This window comes from Sulfitobacter pacificus (assembly GCF_030159975.1).
GTDB classification, from domain to species: Bacteria; Pseudomonadota; Alphaproteobacteria; order Rhodobacterales; family Rhodobacteraceae; genus Sulfitobacter; species Sulfitobacter pacificus.
The window spans coordinates 2,435,096-2,457,468 of sequence record NZ_BSNL01000001.1 but is presented as its reverse complement, the minus strand read 5'-3'; the positions used below and the strand labels follow the sequence as shown (position 1 = coordinate 2,457,468).

The 22,373-nt window shown below is 57.5% G+C and carries 20 protein-coding genes; 15 read left to right on the top strand and 5 right to left on the bottom strand.

Annotated elements, in window-relative coordinates; all coding sequences use genetic code 11:
- The first annotated feature begins 95 nt into the window (after nucleotides 1–95).
- From QQL78_RS12370 to QQL78_RS12345, 6 genes are all read left to right on the top strand, one after another.
- A complete protein-coding gene (locus tag QQL78_RS12370) occupies nucleotides 96–671 on the top strand; it encodes a DNA-3-methyladenine glycosylase I (RefSeq protein WP_284373850.1) in 576 nt (191 codons plus the stop codon).
- A gap of 114 nt (nucleotides 672–785) precedes the next feature.
- Entirely contained in the window at nucleotides 786–1,415 is a 630-nt protein-coding gene (locus tag QQL78_RS12365) for an MSMEG_1061 family FMN-dependent PPOX-type flavoprotein (protein ID WP_284373848.1), read from the top strand.
- Nucleotides 1,416–1,650: 235 nt separating this feature from the next.
- Entirely contained in the window at nucleotides 1,651–2,271 is a 621-nt protein-coding gene (gene rpsD, locus QQL78_RS12360) for a 30S ribosomal protein S4 (protein ID WP_284373846.1), read from the top strand.
- A 130-nt stretch (nucleotides 2,272–2,401) separates the two neighbouring features.
- Entirely contained in the window at nucleotides 2,402–3,502 is a 1,101-nt protein-coding gene (gene hisC / locus QQL78_RS12355; protein ID WP_284373844.1) for a histidinol-phosphate transaminase, read from the top strand.
- Nucleotides 3,486–4,409 (top strand): prephenate/arogenate dehydrogenase family protein, encoded by a 924-nt coding sequence (locus QQL78_RS12350; RefSeq protein WP_284373842.1) that lies wholly within the window; start codon nucleotides 3,486–3,488, stop codon nucleotides 4,407–4,409. The genes hisC and QQL78_RS12350 overlap by 17 nt, the downstream gene beginning before the upstream one ends.
- Nucleotides 4,406–5,203 carry an extensin-like domain-containing protein gene (locus tag QQL78_RS12345; RefSeq protein WP_431358329.1) on the top strand — a complete coding sequence of 266 codons (798 nt, stop codon included), beginning with the start codon at nucleotides 4,406–4,408 and terminating at the stop codon, nucleotides 5,201–5,203. The genes QQL78_RS12350 and QQL78_RS12345 overlap by 4 nt, the downstream gene beginning before the upstream one ends.
- Here the strand turns inward: QQL78_RS12345 and QQL78_RS12340 are convergent, their stop codons facing one another.
- A complete protein-coding gene (locus QQL78_RS12340) occupies nucleotides 5,204–6,205 on the bottom strand; it encodes a DUF2125 domain-containing protein (protein ID WP_284373840.1) in 1,002 nt (333 codons plus the stop codon).
- A 67-nt stretch (nucleotides 6,206–6,272) separates the two neighbouring features.
- On the opposite strand from QQL78_RS12340, the gene QQL78_RS12335 reads away from it, so the two are divergent.
- The 3 genes from QQL78_RS12335 (at nucleotide 6,273) to QQL78_RS12325 (ending at nucleotide 10,241) form a co-directional block, all read left to right on the top strand.
- The gene (locus QQL78_RS12335; RefSeq protein WP_284373838.1) at nucleotides 6,273–6,803 is read left to right on the top strand and encodes a gamma-glutamylcyclotransferase; all 531 of its coding nucleotides are present in this window, start codon (nucleotides 6,273–6,275) and stop codon (nucleotides 6,801–6,803) included.
- Nucleotides 6,804–6,878: 75 nt separating this feature from the next.
- Nucleotides 6,879–8,093, top strand: coding sequence for a biopolymer transporter ExbB (locus tag QQL78_RS12330; RefSeq protein ID WP_284373836.1), 1,215 nt, complete (start codon nucleotides 6,879–6,881; stop codon nucleotides 8,091–8,093).
- The gene (locus tag QQL78_RS12325; protein ID WP_284373834.1) at nucleotides 8,094–10,241 is read left to right on the top strand and encodes a peptidoglycan -binding protein; all 2,148 of its coding nucleotides are present in this window, start codon (nucleotides 8,094–8,096) and stop codon (nucleotides 10,239–10,241) included.
- A 23-nt stretch (nucleotides 10,242–10,264) separates the two neighbouring features.
- On the opposite strand, the gene QQL78_RS12320 is transcribed toward QQL78_RS12325, so the two are convergent.
- The 3 genes from QQL78_RS12320 to gloB form a co-directional block, all read right to left on the bottom strand.
- Nucleotides 10,265–11,236 carry a M23 family metallopeptidase gene (locus QQL78_RS12320; protein ID WP_284373831.1) on the bottom strand — a complete coding sequence of 324 codons (972 nt, stop codon included), beginning with the start codon at nucleotides 11,234–11,236 and terminating at the stop codon, nucleotides 10,265–10,267.
- Entirely contained in the window at nucleotides 11,233–13,554 is a 2,322-nt protein-coding gene (gene clpA, locus QQL78_RS12315; RefSeq protein WP_284373830.1) for an ATP-dependent Clp protease ATP-binding subunit ClpA, read from the bottom strand. Before clpA ends, QQL78_RS12320 begins: the two co-directional genes overlap by 4 nt.
- A 174-nt stretch (nucleotides 13,555–13,728) precedes the next feature.
- Nucleotides 13,729–14,496 carry a hydroxyacylglutathione hydrolase gene (gene gloB / locus QQL78_RS12310; RefSeq protein WP_284373829.1) on the bottom strand — a complete coding sequence of 256 codons (768 nt, stop codon included), beginning with the start codon at nucleotides 14,494–14,496 and terminating at the stop codon, nucleotides 13,729–13,731.
- 61 nt (nucleotides 14,497–14,557) lie between these two features.
- Between gloB and QQL78_RS12305 the strand changes: the two genes are divergently transcribed.
- The gene (locus QQL78_RS12305) at nucleotides 14,558–15,310 is read left to right on the top strand and encodes a methyltransferase domain-containing protein (RefSeq protein ID WP_284373827.1); all 753 of its coding nucleotides are present in this window, start codon (nucleotides 14,558–14,560) and stop codon (nucleotides 15,308–15,310) included.
- 283 nt (nucleotides 15,311–15,593) lie between these two features.
- On the opposite strand, the gene QQL78_RS12300 is transcribed toward QQL78_RS12305, so the two are convergent.
- Complete coding sequence (locus QQL78_RS12300; protein WP_284373825.1) at nucleotides 15,594–16,241, bottom strand: GntR family transcriptional regulator; 648 nt, start codon at nucleotides 16,239–16,241, stop codon at nucleotides 15,594–15,596.
- A gap of 142 nt (nucleotides 16,242–16,383) precedes the next feature.
- On the opposite strand from QQL78_RS12300, the gene dctP reads away from it, so the two are divergent.
- The 5 genes from dctP to QQL78_RS12275 all read left to right on the top strand — a co-directional run bounded on the left by dctP (nucleotide 16,384) and on the right by QQL78_RS12275 (nucleotide 22,069).
- Entirely contained in the window at nucleotides 16,384–17,370 is a 987-nt protein-coding gene (gene dctP / locus QQL78_RS12295; protein WP_284373824.1) for a TRAP transporter substrate-binding protein DctP, read from the top strand.
- A gap of 72 nt (nucleotides 17,371–17,442) precedes the next feature.
- Complete coding sequence (locus QQL78_RS12290; RefSeq protein WP_284373822.1) at nucleotides 17,443–17,991, top strand: TRAP transporter small permease; 549 nt, start codon at nucleotides 17,443–17,445, stop codon at nucleotides 17,989–17,991.
- Nucleotides 17,991–19,307, top strand: coding sequence for a TRAP transporter large permease (locus QQL78_RS12285; RefSeq protein WP_284373820.1), 1,317 nt, complete (start codon nucleotides 17,991–17,993; stop codon nucleotides 19,305–19,307). Before QQL78_RS12290 ends, QQL78_RS12285 begins: the two co-directional genes overlap by 1 nt.
- Entirely contained in the window at nucleotides 19,304–20,542 is a 1,239-nt protein-coding gene (locus QQL78_RS12280; protein WP_284373818.1) for a malonyl-CoA decarboxylase, read from the top strand. Before QQL78_RS12285 ends, QQL78_RS12280 begins: the two co-directional genes overlap by 4 nt.
- 12 nt (nucleotides 20,543–20,554) lie before the next feature.
- Complete coding sequence (locus QQL78_RS12275) at nucleotides 20,555–22,069, top strand: malonate--CoA ligase (RefSeq protein WP_284373816.1); 1,515 nt, start codon at nucleotides 20,555–20,557, stop codon at nucleotides 22,067–22,069.
- Nucleotides 22,070–22,373: the final 304 nt, after the last annotated feature.

The following is a 22,373-nucleotide window of genomic DNA, read 5'->3' as shown; positions in this document are numbered from 1 at the left end:
TGGCAGAACATGGCGGCCAAGTTCTAAGGCCATGTTAAAGAGCCGATTTGGGATGAATTGTACCAAGCCCTGATTTCCGGGCAGCGGAGGACAGAATGGAACGTTGCGGTTGGGCCGGGTCAGAGCAGATTTACAAAGATTATCATGACACTGAATGGGGTGTGCCGGAGTATGACAGTCGGGCCTTGTGGGAAAAGCTGATCCTGGATGGGTTTCAGGCGGGGCTGAGCTGGATCACAATCCTGAAAAAGCGTGATAATTTTCGTGCCGCTTTTGAAGGGTTTGATCCCGATGTCATCGCAGGCTGGGGTGAGGTGGAAGTGCAGCGCCTGCTGGGCAACGAGGGCATCATTCGCCACCGTGGCAAGATCGAGGCGACGATCACCAATGCGCGTGCCTGGCAAAAGGTTGAACAGCGTGTGGGATTTGACCGGTTCATGTGGGATTACGTCGGCGGTGTGCCGTTGCAAAACGCCTGGGCCACACTGGCGGATGTGCCGCCCAAGACTCCCCTGTCAGAGCAGATCTCGAAGGATCTGAAAAAAGAGGGGTTCAAGTTTTGCGGCCCCACGATTGTCTATGCATGGATGCAGGCCTGCGGTTTGATCAACGATCATCTGGTGACCTGTCCGCAACGGGAAGAATGCGCCGCGATGGCGCGGGATGTCTGATTCACGTGCAGGACTGTGAAATGGATCGTTGATCGTAGTGGGCTGGCAAGATTCTTCCTTTGTGAAATTGTGCCTGTGGACTAGGCTTCTGCCCAACCCTTGGGGAGAAGCCGAATGTTGCAAGTTGATGAGGAAATCCGCACCGTTGACCGCCTGAGGGAACTTTTGCCGACAGAAGGGTTCACTAACACTTTTCTCAAAGTAACTGATCGCCTGAATGAGGTGGCGCAGCAGTTCATTGCTCTTTCGCCTTTTGTCATCATTGCAACAAAAGCAACCGAAGGGCTGATTGATGTTTCACCCAAGGGGGATCCAGCAGGTTTTATAGAGGTTCTTGATGACAAGACGCTGATCATCCCGGACCGGCTGGGCAATCACCGGGTCGATGGGTTTCAGAATATCATTGCTGACCCCAATGTTGCCCTGTTGTTCATTGTGCCGGGCCATGGCGATACCCTGCGCATCGCTGGCAAGGCGCGTATCGTGCGGGACAGCGCGATCAGCAAGCGCCATGCGATCAATGGGAAAGAACCGCTTCTCGCGCTTGTGATAGAGGTTGAAGAAGCCTTTATGCATTGTTCAAAGGCATTTATCCGCTCGCGTCTTTGGTATCCGGAAAAATGGCCGGAGCGCAAAGTCGCGCCAACGCTGGCGGAATGGGTGATTGCGACTGTTGACCGTGATCAGACGCTTGATGAGGTGCAAGAGGATCACAGCGCAGATGAGGGCAGCCGGCTGTATTAAGCTTGTTCTGTCCGTCTGTCTGTTTGGCCGTGGTGCGGTTAAATTTCCGATTTGTCGCGAAGATCTGCAATATCTTGACACACCTTCATTGACTCCCCCCGCAACCCCCGTATAAGCGCGCATTCATTGGTGTTGGTGGCCCCCGCAAGGGGATGCCTGTCGGGGTTCGCCCAAAGGACAACGCCCTTTACCGCCCTTCCGCAATCCTGCTGGGGCTACATAAAGGAGAACAGTCGTGACCAAACGTACGTCTGCCAAGCATAAACTCGACCGCCGCATGGGCGAAAACATCTGGGGTCGTCCAAAGTCCCCAGTAAACCGTCGCGAATATGGCCCCGGCCAGCACGGTCAGCGCCGTAAGGGCAAGATTTCCGACTTCGGTATTCAGCTGCGCGCCAAGCAGAAGCTCAAGGGCTACTACGGCGACCTGACCGAAAAGCAGTTCCGCCGCATCTACGGCGAAGCCGAGCGTGTAAAAGGTGATACAGGTGAAAACCTGATCGGTCTGCTGGAGCGCCGTCTGGACGCGGTTGTGTACCGTGCCAAGTTCGTGGCCACAGTATTTGCCGCCCGTCAGTTCGTGAACCACGGCCACGTCCGTGTGAACGGCAAGAAAGTGAACATCCCTTCCTACCGCGTAAAAGAAGGTGACGTGATCGAAGTACGTGACCGTTCCAAGCAGATGGTTGCATTGCTTGAAGCCACTCAGCTGGCAGAGCGTGACGTGCCGGATTATATCGAGGCAGACCATTCCAAAATGACCGCGACCTTTACGCGCACCCCAACTTTGGGCGACGTGCCATATCCAGTCGTGATGGAACCAAACCTCGTCGTGGAATTCTACGCGAAGAACTAATCTTCGCCTTTTCATTCCAAGCCAATCACAGGGGCTGCGACGGGAAACCGCCGCGGCCCTTTGCTTTTGGTACTGGTCGCGACACCGCCGCAGGGCTAGAACGGCTTGAAACCAAGGACAGGACGCGCAGATGACGCAGATCGCACCGCAGCCCGGTATTATGGACATCACGCTTTATCAAGGCGGGGCCGCGTCGGTGGCTGGCCTTGAGAATGTGGTCAAACTATCGTCAAACGAAAACCCATTGGGGCCGTCACAGGCTGCAATCGAGGCGTTTCGCCGCGCTTCTTTCACGCTGCACCGATACCCGTCCACCGATCATGGTTCCTTGCGTGCCGCCATCGCCGAAACCCATGAGATTGATGCAGAGCGCATCATCTGCGGGGCCGGTTCGGACGAGATTATTGCCTTTCTATGCCAGGCCTATGCCGGGCCGGGCACCGAAGTGCTGCACACCGAACACGGGTTTGGCATGTACCGGATCAACGCATTGGCCGCTGGTGCCACGCCGGTTGAGGTTGCCGAACGCGAGCGGGTCACTGATGTGGATGCGCTGCTGGAGGGATGTAGCGACAAAACCCGTCTGGTGTTCATGGCGAACCCCAATAACCCAACTGGCACGATGATTGGGGCATCTGAAATTGCGCGGCTGGCGGATGGTTTGCCACCCAAGGCGCTTCTGGTGCTGGATGGTGCCTATGCGGAGTATGTCGAGGGATATGACGGCGGGGCCTCCCTTGTCGATAGCCGCGACAATGTGGTGATGACCCGCACCTTCTCCAAGATCTACGGTTTGGGCGGGTTACGCATCGGTTGGGGCTATGGGCCGCAGCATGTGCTGGAGGTGTTGAATCGTGTGCGCGGGCCGTTCAACGTCAGCCAAGCAGCGCTGAGTGCCGCAGAAGCCGCAGTGCGTGACACCGCCTATCTGGATCATTGCCGCGCCGAAAACGCGCGCTGGCGGACTTGGATGGCCGATGCCCTGGCGGAGATTGGCGTGCCGTCTGATGTCTCCTGTGCAAATTTCGTGCTGGCACGGATGGCCAGCGCGGAAGATGCAGATGCCTGCAACGCCTATCTGGCCAGTCAGGGGCTTCTGGTGCGCCCGGTGGGCAGCTACAAATTACCCAATTGCCTGCGGATCACCGTCGGGGACGAGGCCAGCTGCCGCCGCGTGGTGCATGCCATCCGTCAGTTCAAAGAAGGGACTGTAGATGCCGCAAGTATATGAGCGCGTTGCCTTAATCGGCCTTGGGTTGATTGCATCGTCGATGTTCTGGGCGATGAAACGTGGTGGTTTGGCAGGCGAAGTGGTGGGCTATGCCCGCTCGGCAGAAACCCGCGAAACGGCGCGTGAAATCGGGCTGTGCGACCGGGTCTGTGATACGCTTGCCGAAGCTGTCGAAGACGCGGATCTGGTGGTGCTGTGTATCCCAGTTGGGGTCATGGGCGCGGTGGCGGCACAGATCGCGCCGCATCTCAAGGCGGGGGCAACGATTTCAGATGTGGGGTCGGTCAAGGCGGATGTGATAGCGCAGGTGGCACCGCATCTGCCCGACAATGTGCATTTTGTGCCTGCACACCCGCTTGCCGGGACGGAACACTCGGGGCCGGCATCAGGTTTTGCTGAACTTTTTGACAACCGCTGGCTATTGATTGTCCCGACTGAAGGCACCGACCCGGCCGCAACTGCGCAATTGCGGGCGCTCTGGGAAGGGATGGGTGCAAATGTCGAGGAAATGGACGCAGAGCATCATGATCTGGTGCTGGCCGTCACCAGCCATGCACCGCACCTGATTGCCTACACGATGGTGGGGGTGGCGGATGATCTGCGCCGGGTGACCGATACAGAAGTGATTAAATACTCCGCCGCGGGTTTTCGCGATTTTACCCGCATCGCCGCTTCTGATCCAACCATGTGGCGGGATGTCTTCCTGTCCAATAAAGAGGCGACGCTGGAAATTCTGGGGCGCTTCACCGAGGAACTGTTCGCCCTGCAACGGGCAATCCGGCAGGGTGACGGCGATCATCTGCACGATTATTTCACCCGCACACGGGCGATCCGGCGCGGGATCATCGAGGCTGGTCAAGATACCGACGCGCCTGATTTCGGACGGGGCGGGGAGCGCAGCAAGTGATCAGGGTCTGGGTCATCGGTTTGGTTCTGGTCTCTGCGCAGCTGGCGCTGGCTGCCGATCCTTCGGCCTCTCTGCGACCGGTGCAACGTGGTGGCAATGCTGTTCAGCAGCCGCTCACCCTTGAAGCGACGGGCGCTATTTCGCAACCGCAGCAAAGCGCACCGCAGGATGCAGCCAAGCAACGCGGCGGGATATTTTCATCCCTGCGCCCGCTGTTTCGCAGCAATAAGGCCGCCAAAGAGGGACGCGCGCAAAAGCGGTTGCAGGCCAAGGGCGCTGTCTGTGGTGATCTGGCAATTCAAGGCGAACAGGTGGGCCGTGTCACCGGCAAACTGCGCGGTTGCGGGATTGAAAATGCAGTGCGGGTGCGCTCGGTGTCCGGAGTGGGATTGAGCCAGCGTGCGGTGATGGACTGTAAAACGGCGGGCGCGCTTAAGGTCTGGTTGGAACAATCGGCCAAACCTGCCTTGTCGAAACAGGGGGGCGGGCTCAGCAGCCTGCGCGTTGCAGCGCATTACGCCTGCCGAACCCGCAACAATCAAAAGGGCGCGAAACTGTCGGAGCATGGCAAAGGCCGCGCGATTGATATTTCCGGGTTCAGATTGGCGGATGGATCAGAGGTCAGCGTGCTGAAAGGCTGGAACGCGCGGCGCTATTCCAAGGCGATGCGCCGGATGCACAAAGGCGCTTGCGGGCCGTTCGGCACGGTTCTGGGGCCAAAGGCAAACCGGTTTCATCTTGATCATTTCCATTTCGATACAGCGCGGTATCGGTCCGGCAGCTACTGCAAGTAATCAGGGCAAGACCAAGCGCGGGGCCGGACCCAGGGGGATTGACCCCAGAAATGCCTGACCTTGCGCAAAACGCAGTTTGAGCTCCAGCCGTTCGGGATCGTCACCCAAATTGGCCAGCGCGTTCAACATGATCTCTGCCTGCGTGTGTAGCTTGGCCGGAAGGGCACCGGTGTTCTTTGCCAGTTCAAAACCTTCACGCCAGTTTTCGAACAGCAGATCGAACTGACCATCTGGAATGCCAGTGGAGTCGATGCTGACGCGCCCTTGCATGTCCAACGTCAACGGCCCCCAGACCAGTGTGACCCTGTCCAGTTGTATTGCGCGGGGATGCGGGCGGCGGTTTTCCAATGTGAAACGATCAAGCGGGGCATCCAAGGTGACGGTGATATCTGCCACCAAAACATCAAAAGCCCTTGGCCAATCCAGCGGCAGGGCGAGGGCTGTACGGATCAACTCGCCGGGAACCGGCTGTGACGCCTCCATTTGGATGCGGTAGGTGTCTGCGCTGTCACCTTGGGCCATCTCGGCGTGAAAATCCTTTGCACCCAACAGCTTGCCCTGAGGCAGGTCGATCTGCCATGGGCCGCCGGTTGCGGTCAAATGATCCAGTTGCAAATCCGGGGTGGGGCGCAGCCGCATGGTTGCCTGAGCTTGTGTGGCGGTCAGGGCCAGCGCGATATCGGGCGTCGAGATGTTTATCGGTGACTGCGGCAAATGCACAGTGACCTGTCCCGGCCAGTAAGAGGGGGCCGTGACGCGCAACCCGTCGGTTGTGACAGTTAAGCCGGTTTCGGGATCTTGCAAAGCGAGCGTGCCCAGACCCAGATCAAACTTTCCGGGAAATCCGCTAACATTCGGTGCATCCACATCGGCCTGCCAGCCTGCCGCGCGACGATCATCAAGCCATTTGTTCAGCCCCGTTTCCAATGCACCAGCAGCAAGCAGCCACCACACCGTCCAGAGCGCGGCAATCATCAAGAAAATCCAAACCAGCCTGCGCACCCGCAAAACCCCTTTAACTTAACCCTCAGATGCGGTTTACCGATCCAGACAATAAAGGACCAGTACGATGGCATTATGGGTATTCGGATACGGATCACTTTTGTGGAACCCGGGGTTTGAGATCGCGGAAAGTGTGGTCGCCAGCTTGCCGGGCTATGCCCGGTCGTTTTGCATGCGTTCGATCCACCACCGTGGCACGGTTCAAGACCCCGGTTTGGTGCTGGCCCTTGATGAGCAACCGCAAACCGCCTGCTCGGGCATGGCGTTGCGGGTGAAAGACGGGCAGGAGGAGGTAACCCTTGCCTATCTGCGCGAACGCGAATTGATCTCTTCGGCCTATCTTGAGAAAATGCTGGATGTGACCCTCGCGGATGGCCGGGTGGTGACGGCCGTTGTGTATGTGATTGATGAAAGCCACGAACAATATTGCGGTGGCCTGCCGCTGGAAGAACAGGCACAGATCATTGCGCAGGCAGTTGGCGGCCGTGGCCCGAACACCGAATATCTGTATAATACCGCGGACCATCTGACGGCGGTCGGGTTGGAGGATGCAGAGCTGAACTGGCTTCATTCCCGCGTTAAAGCGCTGGCAGGATAAAACCTTGGCATACTGCGACGTTTTCAGTTTATCCTGTCTGGAGAGCAGTAATACCGGGTCAGGAGAAACGACCTAATGGCGCAGGCAGACCGCGCAGAGCGACCACAGTTTTCCCAGCCCTTCCGTCAGATTTCCCTGATGTTGATTGTGCTGGCCCTGACCGGGTTCGGTGCCTTTCTGGCGCTTCCCTCTGTCTATCCGATTTTCGCGGCCAACCCCTATTTGAACGGGGTGATCATTCTGGTGTTTTTCATCGGTGTGCTGGCGTGTTTTTATCAGGTTTTTCAGCTGATTGGCTCGGTACGCTGGATCGAGAACTTTGCCTCCGACTCGCCTGACCCCGATACGGTCGCGCCACAGCTTTTGGCCCCACTGGCATCACTGCTGCGCACCCGCGGCGCGCGCATGCAGGTTTCGGCAACTTCGACGCGTTCGATCCTTGATTCCGTTTCCACCCGTATTGATGAAGCCAGAGAGATCACACGTTACATCGTCAACATGCTGATTTTCCTTGGCCTTTTGGGAACTTTCTACGGGCTTGCCACCACCGTGCCCGCAGTTGTCGACACCATCCGCAGTCTGGCTCCGGCTGAAGGTGAAGATGGTGTTGATGTATTTGGCAAGTTGATGACCGGCCTTGAGGCACAATTGGGCGGCATGGGTGTTGCCTTTGGCTCGTCATTGCTGGGTTTGGCGGGATCCTTGGTTGTTGGCCTGCTGGAACTGTTTGCGGGCCACGGGCAGAACCGGTTTTATCAGGAGCTTGAAGATTGGCTTAGCTCTATCACAAGGGTCGGGTTCAGTGCGGGCGAAGATGCGAGCGGTGAACAGGCGGCGATGGCCGGTGTGCTGGACCATTTGTCCGAACAGATGGTTAACCAAATGGACGGGTTGCAAGCCCTGTTTGCCAGATCCGAAGAGGGCCGCAGCGTGGTGGATGAAAAGCTGGGCAAGCTTGCCGATGCCGTCGACCGGATGACAGAGCGCATGCAACGTGATGACGCCGCAGCTGCGGCGCTGGACCGGATCGCGAACGGGCAGGAGCGGCTGATTACCACGCTTGAGGGTCATAGCAGCGATGGCATGGATGCCGAAAGTCGGATGCGCCTGCGCTCAATCGACGTGCAGATGCTGCGTATTCTTGAAGAGATTTCAGCGGGACGTCAGGAAACCATGGCCGAGCTGCGTCAGGATATTTCCTTGCTGGCCAGGGCGATCTCGACCCCGCGTCCAGCCACACCTCCCCGCCGGGCGCGCACCCCTGAAAATCCGGGTGGAGGAGAACGCTAAATGGCCCTGTCGCGTCGCACCGGTGCGCGGTTTCAAAGCTCGATCTGGCCCGGTTTTGTTGATGCGATGACCGGCCTTCTGCTGGTGCTGATGTTTGTGCTGACCATCTTTATGGTGGTGCAATTTGTTCTGACAGAGCGGATCAGCGGACAGGAAAACGAGCTGGATACCCTGTCGGGAGAGATTGCCGCCCTGACGCGGGCATTGGGGCTTGAGGAACGGGACAATGCCCAGCTTGAGGCCCGCCTTGGGGCGTTGAACGCAACCTTGCAGTCAGCGCAGCAAGAGGCGGCGCAACAGGAGGCGCTGATCGCCTCCCTGACCGCAGAACGCGATCAGCAGGCCGGTGCGTTGGACGCGGCAGCCGGCCGGATTTCTGCATTCGAAGCGCAGGTGGCGGGGTTATTGGCCAGTCAGGCAGAGGACCGTTCCGCCCTCTCCGATTTGCAGGCCCGTGAAGCAGAGCTGGTCCGTGATCAGGACGCATTGAATTTGGCATTGGCTGCGGCCCGTTCGGAAATCGATGCAAAGTCTGAAGCGGCCCGTTTGGCGGCGGCGCGGCGCGCGGCATTGGATGCGCTGGTTGCAGATTTGCGATCACGCAATGCACAAAGCGCGGAACAGGTTGCCGCCTTGCAAGAGCAGGTTGCGGCAGGGGCCGAGGCCCTGAGTGCCGAAGAGGCTGCCCGTCTGGCTGAAGCTGCCGCCGCCGAGATGTTGCGTGCCCGTCTCGCTGATGCCGATACCGAATTGACCGTGATGACCCTGGCGCTGGAAGCGCAGCGCAAAGATGCAGAGGATACGTTGACCTTGCTGGCCGCAGCACGGGCGGCGCAGGGGGATCTGGATCAGGCGCTTGCCGAGGCTTTGATCCGCCTGCAATCTGCAGAGCAGGAAGCGCAAAGCGCATTGGTGGCGCAAAGTGATTCACAGACCGATCTGACAGCGGCCAATGCCGAAATTGTCCGGCTTCAGGCAGAGGTCGCGGCCCTTGGAACCACTGTTGTCGATTTGCGCGGCCAGATTGTGCAGACACAGGCGGCGGCGGAATTGGCAGCGCAATCAGGTGCTGATGTGCGGCAGGAGCTGACCACAGCAGAGCAGGAGTTAGCGCGCCTGCGTGCGACCCTCGCAGCAGAGCAGGCAGCGGCAGAGGATGCCGTGCAATCCGGTGCGGCGGTTCAGGCCGACCTTACCGCAGCCCAGCAGGAATTGGCCCGTTTGCGTGCCGCCGTCGCTGCGCAGGAAGCGGCTGCAGCAGAGCTGGACACAGACCGCGACACCCTGCGCGCCCGATTGGCAGCGGCAGTGGCGGCCCGGTTGGCGGCGGAAACTGCGGCGCAGGATCAAAGTCAGCAGGCGGATACGCGCGCGGCGCTCTTGGCGGCTGCACAATCTGCCCTGTCTCAGGAGAAAGCCGTCAGCGCAGAGGCGCAGCGCCAGACAGAGTTGTTGAACCAGCAGGTTGCTGCCCTGCGTACCCAGCTGGGAGAGCTGCAATCCCTGCTGGATGATGCCAAGGCGAGGGACATCGCCAAAGAGGTTGAGCTGCAATCCTTGGGCAGCGAGTTGAACACGGCGCTGGCGCGGGTTGCCGCCGAACAAAGCCGGCGCGCGGATCTGGAAGCGGCAGAGCGGGCCCGTCTTGAGGCCGAAGCCGCAGCACTTAAGGAAGAAACCAAGGATCTGGAGCAATATCGCTCAGAGTTCTTTGGCCGATTGCGTGACGTACTGGGCACGCAGGAAGGGGTGCGGATTGAAGGGGACCGGTTTGTGTTTTCTTCCGAGGTGTTGTTCCCCCCCGGTGGGGCAATATTGTCAGATGAGGGACGCGGCGAGATTGCCAAAGTTGCAGGTATTTTACGCTCTGTTGCCGGGGATATCCCTGCTGAAATTGACTGGGTCATTCGGGTTGATGGGCATACTGACAATGATCCCTTGTCCGGTTTCGGGGAATTCGCGGACAATTGGGAGCTAAGTCAGGCGCGGGCGCTGTCGGTTGTGAAATATATGATTAACTTTCTGGGTATCCCGCCGGATCGTCTGGCGGCAAACGGCTTTGGTCAATATCAGCCGGTTGCGCTGGGGGACAGTGATGCCGCACGGGCGCAAAACCGCCGGATTGAACTAAAGTTCACCGAGAAATAGCAGTTCCGTTTCGGCTCTGGGCGCTAATCTATGATGGTTTCTGCCTGTTGGCTGCTGATCGCCACCCCATCACGTATCAAGGTGGCCCGCGCGACATAGGGGCCTGTGGGCCATGCCTCTTTGCCCCGCAGGCGTTTGCCAACTGCGCGAAAGGCTTGGGCATGGCGCCGGGTCAATTTGCGGTCTTCGGTGATGACGACACCCTCGGGGCCGGTGATTTCCAGCCGGACGATGTCGCCTTTTTGCGTTCCAAAGCTAAAGCTGTACACGATCAGGGCAGGGGCGGAGGCGGGCAGTGTGGTGAGCGCCGGGATGCCTTCTTTCACATCCGCATATTCCGGCATTGTGGTGCTTAGCCCGACCTCGACGATTCCGCCCGGTTGATAGGGCGGCGTTTCAGCCCAAAGGGTGCTGACATCCGGCGTGGCGCAGGTTGCGGTTCCGTTCGGGTCGAAAGGATCAACAGGTTTCCCGCCCTGGCGCACAGAAAGGTGCAGATGTGGGAATTCGGTGCGGCCAGACAGGCCTATCTGCCCCAGAATGTCGCCAGCTTTGACCGTCTGGTCATTTTTGATTGCGACAGAGCCTTGTTTCAAATGGCAATATTGCGTTTCCCAGCCCTCGGGATGCACCAGTACAACGCCGTTGCCGCATTCCTTTCCCTCAACGCTGTTCGCGGTTTCTTCGGTATATCCGGTATCGGGCATGGTGTTGCGAAACCCACGCACACGGCCGTCTGCGGCTGCCAGAACATCAACGCCTGCCTGCATCCGCGCGCGGGAGGGCAGGGCAAAATCGGTGCCCTTGTGCCCGTCATAGCTAAGCTGCGCACAGCGGTAATCGCGAAAGCCCTTACCGGGATCGCGGTCCATATATTGCTGGATATAGCAGCTATCGCCCAGAGTGCAGTCCACCGGAAACTGCAGGGTCAGCCCCTCTGCCGTGGCGATACTGGCAAAGGGGAAGGACAGGGCCAAAAGGCCCCGTCTCATCATTCCGCGGTCAGCAATGGCGGCTTGTCACCTGACAACTGGCGTTTTTCATGGTCCAGAATGGTCAGCTCAAGTTCACCTTTCTTGACGCCCACTTTTACAACGCCGCCCTTGGCAAGTTTGCCAAACAGCAGCTCTTCGGCCAGTGGTTTCTTGATATGCTCCTGAATGACGCGGCCCAGCGGACGTGCGCCCATCTTGTCGTCATAGCCCTTGTCCCCCAGCCATTCGGCGGCTTTCTTTGACAATTCGAACGTCACATTGCGGTCCATCAGCTGGGCTTCGAGCTGCAGCACGAATTTCTCAACCACCTGCAGGATCACCTCTTTCGGCAGCGCGGCAAAGGAGATCACCGCATCCAGACGGTTGCGGAATTCCGGCGTAAAGGTCCGTTCGATCGCAGCGGTATCTTCGCCCGTACGACGGTCGCGGCCAAAGCCGACAGCCTCTTTCGCCTGCTCAGATGCACCTGCGTTCGAGGTCATGATGATCACCACATTGCGGAAATCCACGGTACGCCCGTTGTGATCTGTCAGCTTGCCGTGATCCATTACCTGCAACAGGATATTGTAGACATCAGGATGCGCTTTTTCCATCTCATCCAGCAGCAGCACACAATGCGGGTGCTGATCCACACCATCGGTCAGCATGCCACCCTGATCAAAGCCGACATAGCCGGGAGGAGCCCCGATCAGACGGGAAACCGCATGTTTCTCCATATACTCCGACATGTCAAAGCGCAGCAGCTCAACACCCAATGTATCGGCAAGTTGCTTGGCGACTTCGGTTTTACCCACACCCGTAGGACCGGCGAACAGGTAGTTGCCGATGGGTTTTTCCGGTTCACGCAGGCCCGCGCGGGACAGCTTGATCGCGGATGCCAGCGCCTCGATTGCGGTATCCTGACCAAAGACCACGCGTTTCAGCGATGCCTCAAGGTCTTTCAACACCACAACATCGTCTTTGCTGACGGTTTTGGGTGGGATGCGCGCAATCTTGGCCACTACGGCTTCGACCTCTTTGGTGCCGATGGTCTTGCGGCGTTTGGAGGCGGTGATCAGATGCTGGGCTGCACCAGCTTCATCAATCACATCAATGGCCGAATCCGGCAGTTTGCGGTCGTTGATGTAACGCGCGGCCAGTTCGACCGAGGTTTTGATCGCATCAGAGGTGTATTTGACCGAATGGTGATCTTCGAAATAGGGTTTCAGACCTTTCAGGATTTTCACCGCATCTTCGACAGATGGCTCGTTCACGTCGATCTTTTGGAAACGACGTGCCAATGCCCGGTCTTTTTCAAAATGCTGACGGAATTCCTTGTAGGTGGTGGACCCCATGGTGCGCAGCTTGCCACCGGCCAGCGCCGGTTTCAGCAGGTTGGAGGCATCCATTGCGCCGCCGGATGTGGCACCGGCACCGATCACGGTGTGGATCTCGTCAATAAACAGAACCGCGTCGTCGTGATCTTCCAGTTCTGTCACAACAGCTTTTAAACGTTCCTCAAAGTCGCCGCGATACCGGGTGCCGGCCAGCAGCGCCCCCATATCAAGCGAGAAGATTGTTGTGTTTTCCAGCACTTCAGGGGTTTCCCCCGCGACGATCTTACGGGCAAGCCCTTCGGCAATGGCGGTTTTGCCGACACCGGGATCGCCCACCAACAGCGGATTGTTCTTGCGCCGGCGGCACAGCACCTGAATGCAGCGTTCCACTTCGCCATCGCGCCCGATCAGCGGGTCAATATCGCCCTCGCGCGATTTTGCGTTCAAATCGACGCAATATTTCTCAAGCGCGGTTTCTTTCTTTTCGCCCTCGGTCACCCCTTGGGTTTCTTCCTCGTGCTCTGGCGCACCGGCAACCGGGCGGGCCTCGCCATAGGCGGGGTCCTTGGCGACACCATGAGCGATGTAATTTACCGCGTCATACCGCGTCATTTCCTGTTCCTGCAGGAAATAGGCGGCATTGCTTTCGCGTTCGGCAAAGATCGCAACCAGTACGTTTGCACCAGTCACTTCGGTCCGGCCCGAAGATTGCACATGGATCGCGGCGCGCTGGATGACCCGCTGGAAGGCAGCGGTTGGCACAGCCTCAGAACCGTCCACATCGGTGACAAGGTTGCTTAAATCCTCGTCAACAAATTCGACCAATGTGTCGCGCAATTCGTTTACATCGACCGAACAGGCTTTCATCACCTGAACTGCATCGGGCTCGTCGATCAACGACAAGAGCAGATGCTCCAGCGTGGCGAATTCGTGCCGCCTTGCATTGGCCAGTGCCAATGCGGAATGGATTGCCTGCTCAAGTGTATTTGAGAATGAAGGCACCTGCGTGCTCCTTATCCTGTGGGCCGGTGGGAATGCTGTGGTATGACAGGTCCCCGTGCCGACCATGGCCTCTTAGTGTTAGAGTTTGGTTGATCGTGGCGCGGCTTCAAGCATTTTCTTGTGAAATTAGCTCCAAGATCACTATATTTTGTAGAAATGCCCCGGTTTTCGTTGTCAAAAAACATCTTTTCGTTTGCGAATTTCGGTAAACACCTCTGCGTCAGAAGCGGTTTGCATCCCCAATGTCGCGCGAATGCCCGGATCGGCGGGTCGCAAAAAGGGATTGGTTTCCAGTTCGGTTGCAAGCAACGAGGGGACTGTCGGACGCCCCTTGGCACGCGCTGCCGTGATTTCGTCTGACCTTGATATAAGGGCCGAATTTCCCGGATCAACCGTCAGGGCAAATTTGGCATTCGAGGCAGTATATTCATGGCCAGAGCAAATCGTGGTTTCAGGTGGCAGGGCCATCAGTTTTTGCATCGAGCCCCACATTTGTGCCGGGGTGCCCTCGAACAGACGGCCACAGCCAAGCGCCATCAGGCTGTCTGCGGTGAAGCAGGCCTGCGCGGCTGCGACATAAAAGGCGATGTGGTTCAGGGTATGGCCGGATACATCAAAAACCTCGGCCGTCAACGCACCCAGTTTCACTTGATCCCCTTCGGACACAGCAACATCCAGCGGTGGCAAACGCTGGGCGTCGGCCTTGGCCCCGACAACCTGTGCCGGGTGATCGGCCAGCAGATCAGGCAGCCCGTCTACGTGATCCCAATGGTGATGTGTCACCCAGACCTGAGTTAACGTCCAGCCTCGCGCTGCCAGCTCCGCCTTGATCGGTGCGGCATCCGGCACGTCGATCACCGCCACTTCGCCAGTTTCGCCATCGCGCAGTAGGTAGGCATAATTGTCGGACAGGCAGGGAATGGTGATCAGGTCAAAGGGCATGGTGGATTTTTCTGTAGTTGCTATGATTTGACCAGAGTGACACCGCAAGGGCAGGTTCGCAATGCACCTCGACGTACAAGATCTGCGCAACTTTTATTATCGCAACGCTTTGGGGCGTGCGGCGCAGAAAAGCCTGCGTGATCGCATGTTGGAGCTTTGGCCGGAAGCCAAGGGGCAGACCGTTGTGGGCTTCGGCTTTGCCGCGCCCTTGCTGCGCCCTTATCTTAAGGATGCCAGACGTGTGGTTACCCTGATGCCGGGGCCGCAGGGGGTGATGCCCTGGCCCGCCGGGATGCCGAACACTGCGGTCCTGACCGAAGAAACATTGTGGCCGATTGAGACCGGGCATGTGGACAAATTGGTTTTGCTGCATGGGCTTGAGACCTGTGAGCGGCCTTCTGACCTGCTGGAAGAATGCTGGCGGGTGTTGGGGCCGGGGGGGAAGGCCCTGTTCATCGTGCCCAACCGCGCGGGCCTTTGGGCGCGGCGTGACAAGACGCCATTTGGTTTCGGCCAGCCCTATTCGCCGGGGCAACTGGATACGCAGCTGAAAAAATACCAGTTTTTGCCAGAGCGCCAATTGGGTGCCTTATTCCAATTCCCCTCGCATCAACGCATTTGGATGAAATCTGCCGGTCTGTTTGAACGTGTCGGACGGCATATGCCCGGCATCCTTGGTGGTGGTGCATTTATGGTTGAGGCGACCAAACTGGTCTACCCGCCCAAAGGCATATCTGCCCGGGAGCGAAAGCGGGTCAGCGTATTGAATGGATTGTCAGAACCGGCGGTAAGCGGCGCACGCCGCGTGTTGTGAAACGTCAGATGATTTCGCCCATTATGTCACCAGCGGACGTAAAATAGGATGCTGGTCCTTCGCGCAGCTCGCGGTTTCGAGCCTTATTGTTGAAAATTCCAGTTTTCGCGGAAATAGGTGAAAAATTGCCAAAGAAGATGCCTGAAAATTCGTTGGGGTGGCGGCCTAAGGCTAGCGTTGGTAACGTCCGAGGGTCAGGATTGTGTGACACCACACCTTGAAACGATCCAAAAAAATTCCGCTGAGCCAAAGATGCATGCCATTCGACAGGTGTGACTTGCAGCTAGTTTTTCAAACTGGCCATCAGGCGGTGAAACTTCTCGCCCTGTACGGCTACGTGACTGCGAAGGGCATTGGCCGCGCCTTCAGCATCTTCGTTTTGCAACGCGGTTACAATCTCAAGGTGTTCGGCCATGGATTGATCCAGACGCCCGCGAAACCGCAGCTGCATCTTGCGATAGGCCCGCAGACGGTTTTGCAACTGTAGCGCCTGTTTTTCCAGATAGCTGTTGGCCGAGCCGCGATAGATGATTTGATGAAACCGCTCGTTTTCGGTATAATACAGATCGTGATCCAGATTTTCGACGGCCTGCTGGCAGTTTACATTGGCCGCGACCAGCTGTGCCAGCCCGTCTTCGGTGATCCGGGTCGCTGCCAACCTGCCACAGGCGGCTTCAAGCTCTGCCATGGTCTCAAACATTTCCATCAATTCCACCGGGCCAGGTTGGCGTACAAAAACCCCGCGGCGGGGAATCTGTTCGGCCAAACCAGAAGAAACCAGCACGTGCAGCGCTTCGCGGATGGGGGTGCGCGAGACATTGAACTGGTCGGCAAGTTTCAGTTCGTCCAGCCGTTCACCATCCCTGTAGGTGCCGGAAAATACCAGTTGTTCAAGCGTTTCTGCGATCTTGTCGGCGCGTCTGATGTCCATGGGATCTGTTTATCCTGCACATAGAGTAAATGCGAGGGGGCATTTATTGTATACAATAAATTTGACTTAGAATGCAACGTGTGGAAAAACCCTATCAGTCGCATTGGAGCACTGAACTCCGGTCACATCCTGGGAGGGAATTATGAAGTCTACGTTTTTCACAACCGCCGCCGCTCTGGCCTGTCTGGCGCTTGGCACTGCTGCACAGTCGGAAACGCTGCGTCTGTCGCATCAATGGTCCAACAAGGATGTGCGCCATCAGGTGGCACAGATCGTCGCGGACGAGGTGGCCGCAGCAGATGTTGATCTGGAGATCCAGATTTTTGGGTCCAAATCCCTGTTCAAACCACGTGAACAATATCGCCCGCTGAGCCGGGGTCAGCTGGATATGTCGGTTCTGCCGCTCAGCTATGCCGGTGGTCAGCAGCCAGCCTATAACCTGACATTGATGCCGGGCATGGTGAAAAACCACGATCACGCCGCGCGCCTCAGTGCCTCGCCCTTCATGGAAGCGCTTGAGGAAAAGATGGCCGATGATGATGTGATGGTGCTGGTCCACGGCTATCTTGCCGGTGGTTTTGTCGGCAAGGACAAATGCATCACCGCGCCGGAGGATGTGAAGGGGCTGCAAACCCGCGCCGCGGGCAAGGCGTTTGAACAGATGCTGGCAGGGGCAGGGGCGTCGATTGCTTCCATGGCATCTTCCGAAATTTATAACGCCATGCAAACCGGTGTCCTGACGGCCGCCAATACGTCCTCTTCGTCCTTCGTGTCCTACCGGATTTATGAGCAGGTCAAATGCTATACCCCAGCGGGTGATGTGGCCCTGTGGTTCATGTACCAGCCGCTGTTGATGAACAAATCACGGTTTGACGGATTGAACGCGGATCAGCAGAAGGCGCTGCTGGATGCCTCGGCCAAAGCTGAGGCCTATTATCTGGAAGAAGCCAAAAAGCAGGATGCGGAATCGGAAAAAGTGTTCCGCGATGCCGGCGTCGAGATTGCCCAGATGTCGAGCGAAGATTTTGACGCATGGCGCGCCTTGGCGCAGGAAACATCCTATAAGGCCTTTGTGGCCGATGTGCCGGATGGCCAACAACTTCTCGATATGGCGCTGGCTGTCGAGTAATTCAAATTCGGAAGGCAGCCCGATTGCACGCGGCCTTCCGGCTCTGCTCCTCAAACTTCCAAGGAATTGATTATGGCGGGCTCAAGCTCGGCTGTTGCATCGCAAACGGGTAACAATCCGTTCTTGCGGTTCGTGGCTGCCCTTTCAACTGTTGCGGGATGGTGCTCTGCCGCGATGATCGTGGCGGCGGTGGCGATCACCTGTCAGATGATCTTTGTGCGCTTTGTGCTGAACGGATCAACCGTCTGGCAGACCGAAGCGGTGATTTATCTGGCGATCGGCGCAACCTTGATCGGGCTGCCCTATGTACAGCGGTTGCGCGGGCATGTGAATGTCGACCTCATTCCTCTGATGCTGGGCAAACGGGCGCGGTTTGTGATGGCGATATGCACCCTGACTTTGTCCATCGCTATGGTCGCGATCATGTTGTGGTACGGGTATGAATTCTGGCATCTGACCTTTGAACGCAATTGGAAATCCGACACGGTCTGGGGCGTGCGCTTGTGGATTCCCTACTTGGCCATGCCTTTGGGCTTTGGCCTGTTTTTGTTGCAATTGATTGCGGATCTGGTGGCGGTGATTTTGAAAATCGACGCGCCCTTTGGTTTGGAGGATACATAATGGATCCGCTCACCCTAGGCGGCATTGTTGCCCTTGCCACAATTCTGGTGCTGTTTTCCGGCGTTTCGGTGGCCCTTGGCCTGCTGATCGTCTCGACCGGGTTTCTGATGGTCTTTGACGGGATGCGTTCACTTGAACTGCTGCCGGAGATCCTGTTCGGGAAACTGGATAACTTCGCTCTTTTATCGATCCCGATGTTCATCATCATGGGCTCCTCTATTGCCTCGACCCGTGCCGGTGCGGACCTGTACGAAGCTCTTGAGCGCTGGCTGACGCGGGTGCCCGGCGGGCTTGTTATCTCCAACCTTGGGGCCTGTGCGCTGTTTGCTGCCATGTCCGGGTCCAGCCCGGCCACCTGTGCAGCGATTGGCAAGATGGGCATCCCAGAGATGCGCAAGCGCGGCTATCCCGATGGGGTTGCGGCAGGGTCCATCGCGGCGGGTGGTACGCTTGGCATCCTCATTCCGCCCTCGGTGACGATGATCGTTTACGGCATCGCAACCGAAACCTCGATCGGGCGGCTGTTCCTTGCGGGTGTCATACCGGGGCTGATGCTGGTGGCCTTGTTCATGGCGTGGTCGCTTTATGCCACATGGCGGTCTGGAGATCAGAAACTACTGAATTCGGCCGGCTACACATGGAAAGAGAAATTCGAGATCCTGCCGCGGGTGCTGCCCTTCCTGTTGATCATCGTCGGTGTGCTTTATGCAATGTATGGTGGGGTCGCCACGCCAAGCGAAACAGCGGCGGTCGGGGCGCTGTTGTGCCTGATCATTGCCATGGTGATTTACAAACTGTGGAACCCACGTGATCTGTGGGTGGTCCTGCGCGACAGTACCAAGGAAAGCGTGATGATCCTGTTCATCATCGCCGCAGCCGGTGTGTTTTCCTATATGCTTTCCAGCCTTTATATCACCCAATCTATCGCCAACTGGATCGGGACACTCGATGTAAACCCATGGGTATTGATGGGGGCGGTGAACGTCTTCCTGCTGATCGCTGGTTTCTTTTTGCCACCGGTGGCGGTGATCCTGATGGCGGCACCGATCCTTTTGCCGATCATCACCACCGCTGGGTTTGATCCGATCTGGTTTGCGGTTGTGTTGACGATCAATATGGAAATCGGCCTGATCTCACCGCCGGTTGGCCTGAACCTCTATGTGATCAACGGCATTGCGCCGGATATTTCATTGAAAACCATCCTAAGCGGTTCACTGCCTTTTGTCGGATGTATGATCTTGGCGATTGTCCTGCTGTGCCTGTTTCCCGGCCTTGCCACATGGTTGCCGGATGCGGTGATGGGGGCGGCGTTATGAGCTTTTTCGGTGGGCTGATCTCGACGGTTTTTGACAGGCGGTATCGGGGTGCCATGTCCGATGATGCAGAAGGGCGCAGCATCGCGGAACTGTCCCATGATCTGTTGGGCAGTCAGGGTGAAGTGTCGGGCGGCACCTTGGCGCGGCTGATCCTTGACCGCTATGCCATGATGAGCACGGATGAAAAACGCGCCTTCTTTGAGTTCATGACCCATGGGCTGGAGATTGATCCGCAGGCGGTGACGGACACATTGCAAACCTATCGTGATGCGCCGTCCAAAAGCAGTTATCGGGCCTTTGCCGAAGCCTGTGAACCCAAGCGGCAAGAGTTGATCCGGCGGTTGAACCAAGTGCCCGGTGCCACGGCGCGATTGGTGGCGATGCGTCAGGACCTGCTGCAATTGCGGCGCGAATATCCGGCTCTTGAGCCGCTTGACGTTGACTTCCAGCATTTGTTTTCATCTTGGTTCAACCGTGGCTTTCTGGTGCTGCGCCCGATCAACTGGAGCAGCCCGGCAGATATCCTTGAGAAAATCATCGCCTATGAGGCGGTACATGCCATCGACAGCTGGGATGACCTGCGCCGTCGCTTGCAACCGAATGACAGGCGCTGCTTTGCGTTTTTCCACCTTGCCATGGCTGGGGAGCCGTTGATTTTTGTTGAAGTGGCGCTGACCAAAGGTATTCCTAATTCGGTTCAGGATTTGCTGGCTGATGGGCGGGATGCAATAGAGGCGGAGCAGGCGGATACCGCCGTCTTCTATTCCATATCCAATTGTCAGGCGGGACTTGCAGGGATTTCCTTTGGCAACTCCCTGATCAAACAGGTTGCGGCGGATCTGTCGCGCGACCTTCCGGGGGTGAAGAACTTTGTGACCCTGTCGCCGATTCCGGGGCTAAACAAATGGCTGGCGCAATCGGAACTGCCTGCCGCCACCAAGGACACCCAACGCGCCCTTGCGGCCCATTACCTGCTGGAGGCAAAGCGACCCGACGGCATGCCGGTTGACCCTGTGGCACGGTTCCACCTTGGCAACGGCGCGGCGCTGCATGCGGTCCACGCGGATGCGGATACCTCGGCGAACGGTATCGCCCAATCCGGTGGTGCAATGGTGAATTACCTTTATGATCTGGGGCAAATCACGTTTAACCACGAACGCTTTGTCACGGATAAGACGGTTACGGCCTCATCAGAGGTCCGTGCACTCAGCGCGATGATGGACTCTAAGGCCTGAAGGAAGACAGAAATGGCGAACCCGCTTTTTGATACGCTTTTTGGAAAGCATGCCGGCAATGATGCGGTGTTCCTGCATTTGCCCGATGGCCGCACAATTACCTATGCGGCATTTTTGGAACTGGCCGCGCAATATGCCGGTTTGCTCTGTGAGCTTGGGCTGAAACCCGGTGATCGCCTTGCTGTGCAGATTGCCAAATCGCCCCAGGCGCTCGCGGTCTATGCGGCATGTGCGCAGGCAGGCATTGTGTTCCTGCCGCTGAATACCGCCTATACCGCAGAAGAAGTTTCCTATTTTGTGGAGAACAGCGGCGCGGGCGTGTTGCTCTGTGATGCGCGCAAAGCCGACGCGCTGCTGGCCATCGCCACGGACTGCGGGGCGGTATTGGAAACCCTGAACGAAGATGGCACCGGCAGTTTCAGTGCCAAGGCCGCAGCGATGCCCGCGCAATTTGCTACGGTGGCGCGTGGTGCGGAAGATCTGGCCGCTTTCCTCTATACTTCTGGCACAACGGGGCGTTCCAAGGGGGCGATGCTGACCCAGAACAACCTGTTGTCGAATGCGCAGGTTTTGGTGAAGGAATGGCGCTTTACCTCTGATGATGTGTTGCTGCATGCCTTGCCGATTTTCCACACACATGGGTTGTTTGTAGCGTCCAACATTACATTGTTGGCGGGGGGGCAGATGATCTTTTTGCCGAGCTTCAAACTGGATGAGGTGATTGCACAGCTGCCCAGAGCGACGACGATGATGGGTGTGCCGACCTTCTATACCCGTCTGCTGGGCGATGCGCGGTTCACCAAACCGCTGGTAGAGCATATGCGCCTCTTCGTGTCCGGCAGCGCGCCGCTTCTTGCAGAAACGCACATTCAGTTCGAAAATCGCACTGGTCTGCGCATTCTTGAACGTTACGGGATGACAGAGACCAACATGAACACCTCAAACCCTTATGATGGGGAACGGCGGGCAGGGACCGTCGGCTTTGCCTTGCCCGGCACTGAGGTCAAGATCACGGATAGCAAAACCGGTGCCACCTTGCCGCAAGGCGAGATTGGGGAGATCGAGGTGCGTGGCCCGAATGTGTTCAAAGGCTACTGGCAAATGCCGGAAAAGACTGCTGAAGAACTGCGCGAGGACGGGTTTTTCATCACCGGCGATCTGGGCCAGATGGATGCGGACGGCTACATCAGCATCGTCGGGCGCAACAAGGATCTGATCATTTCAGGCGGGTACAACATCTACCCCAAGGAAATCGAGCTGTTGCTGGATGAGGCGGAAAACGTGTTGGAAAGCGCTGTGATCGGCGTGCCGCACCCGGATTTTGGCGAAACTGTTGTGGGGATATTGGTGGCGCAGGGCGATGCCAAACTGGATCTGGCGGCGATTGAGGACGGTATCAAGGCAAGCCTGGCACGGTTCAAACATCCCAAACGGTTGATTGTATTGCCTGAATTGCCACGCAATACGATGGGTAAAGTGCAGAAAAAAGCCTTGCGGGATCAATTCAAGGATTTGTTTTCGGTCTAAGCAATGCTTGGTGGTGCCATCCCTCCTTGGCGGTGGCACCCCGGCTTGCTGCCGCAAAACACCTGCAAGGCCATCAACGGGGGCGGGACATCGCTGACCCCCGAAAGGATGTTCTGCCCCGAGCAGAATGCATTAAATTGCGCTGGCGGCGGCAAAACGCGGCGACAAGCGAGGAAGAATCGTATTAACGTTCACCGATCGTCGGCCAGTGCTGCCATTGACCGGTGTGAAAATTATTGGACTGGCAAGGGCAAATTAATTTTCAGGGGGACACATTGGCGCACGTTACTGTGTTGCGGCCTAG

Bases quoted from the DNA above. Each gene is read 5' to 3' on its own strand.
- QQL78_RS12370 (WP_284373850.1), top strand. From the start codon at position 96: ATGGAACGTTGCGGTTGGGCCGGGTCAGAGCAGATTTACAAAGATTAT.
- QQL78_RS12365 (WP_284373848.1), top strand. From the start codon at position 786: ATGTTGCAAGTTGATGAGGAAATCCGCACCGTTGACCGCCTGAGGGAA.
- hisC (WP_284373844.1), top strand. From the start codon at position 2,402: ATGACGCAGATCGCACCGCAGCCCGGTATTATGGACATCACGCTTTAT.
- QQL78_RS12350 (WP_284373842.1), top strand. From the start codon at position 3,486: ATGCCGCAAGTATATGAGCGCGTTGCCTTAATCGGCCTTGGGTTGATT.
- QQL78_RS12335 (WP_284373838.1), top strand. From the start codon at position 6,273: ATGGCATTATGGGTATTCGGATACGGATCACTTTTGTGGAACCCGGGG.
- QQL78_RS12330 (WP_284373836.1), top strand. From the start codon at position 6,879: ATGGCGCAGGCAGACCGCGCAGAGCGACCACAGTTTTCCCAGCCCTTC.
- QQL78_RS12325 (WP_284373834.1), top strand. From the start codon at position 8,094: ATGGCCCTGTCGCGTCGCACCGGTGCGCGGTTTCAAAGCTCGATCTGG.
- QQL78_RS12320 (WP_284373831.1), bottom strand. From the start codon at position 11,236: ATGATGAGACGGGGCCTTTTGGCCCTGTCCTTCCCCTTTGCCAGTATC.
- gloB (WP_284373829.1), bottom strand. From the start codon at position 14,496: ATGCCCTTTGACCTGATCACCATTCCCTGCCTGTCCGACAATTATGCC.
- QQL78_RS12305 (WP_284373827.1), top strand. From the start codon at position 14,558: ATGCACCTCGACGTACAAGATCTGCGCAACTTTTATTATCGCAACGCT.
- QQL78_RS12300 (WP_284373825.1), bottom strand. From the start codon at position 16,241: ATGGACATCAGACGCGCCGACAAGATCGCAGAAACGCTTGAACAACTG.
- dctP (WP_284373824.1), top strand. From the start codon at position 16,384: ATGAAGTCTACGTTTTTCACAACCGCCGCCGCTCTGGCCTGTCTGGCG.
- QQL78_RS12290 (WP_284373822.1), top strand. From the start codon at position 17,443: ATGGCGGGCTCAAGCTCGGCTGTTGCATCGCAAACGGGTAACAATCCG.
- QQL78_RS12285 (WP_284373820.1), top strand. From the start codon at position 17,991: ATGGATCCGCTCACCCTAGGCGGCATTGTTGCCCTTGCCACAATTCTG.
- QQL78_RS12280 (WP_284373818.1), top strand. From the start codon at position 19,304: ATGAGCTTTTTCGGTGGGCTGATCTCGACGGTTTTTGACAGGCGGTAT.
- QQL78_RS12275 (WP_284373816.1), top strand. From the start codon at position 20,555: ATGGCGAACCCGCTTTTTGATACGCTTTTTGGAAAGCATGCCGGCAAT.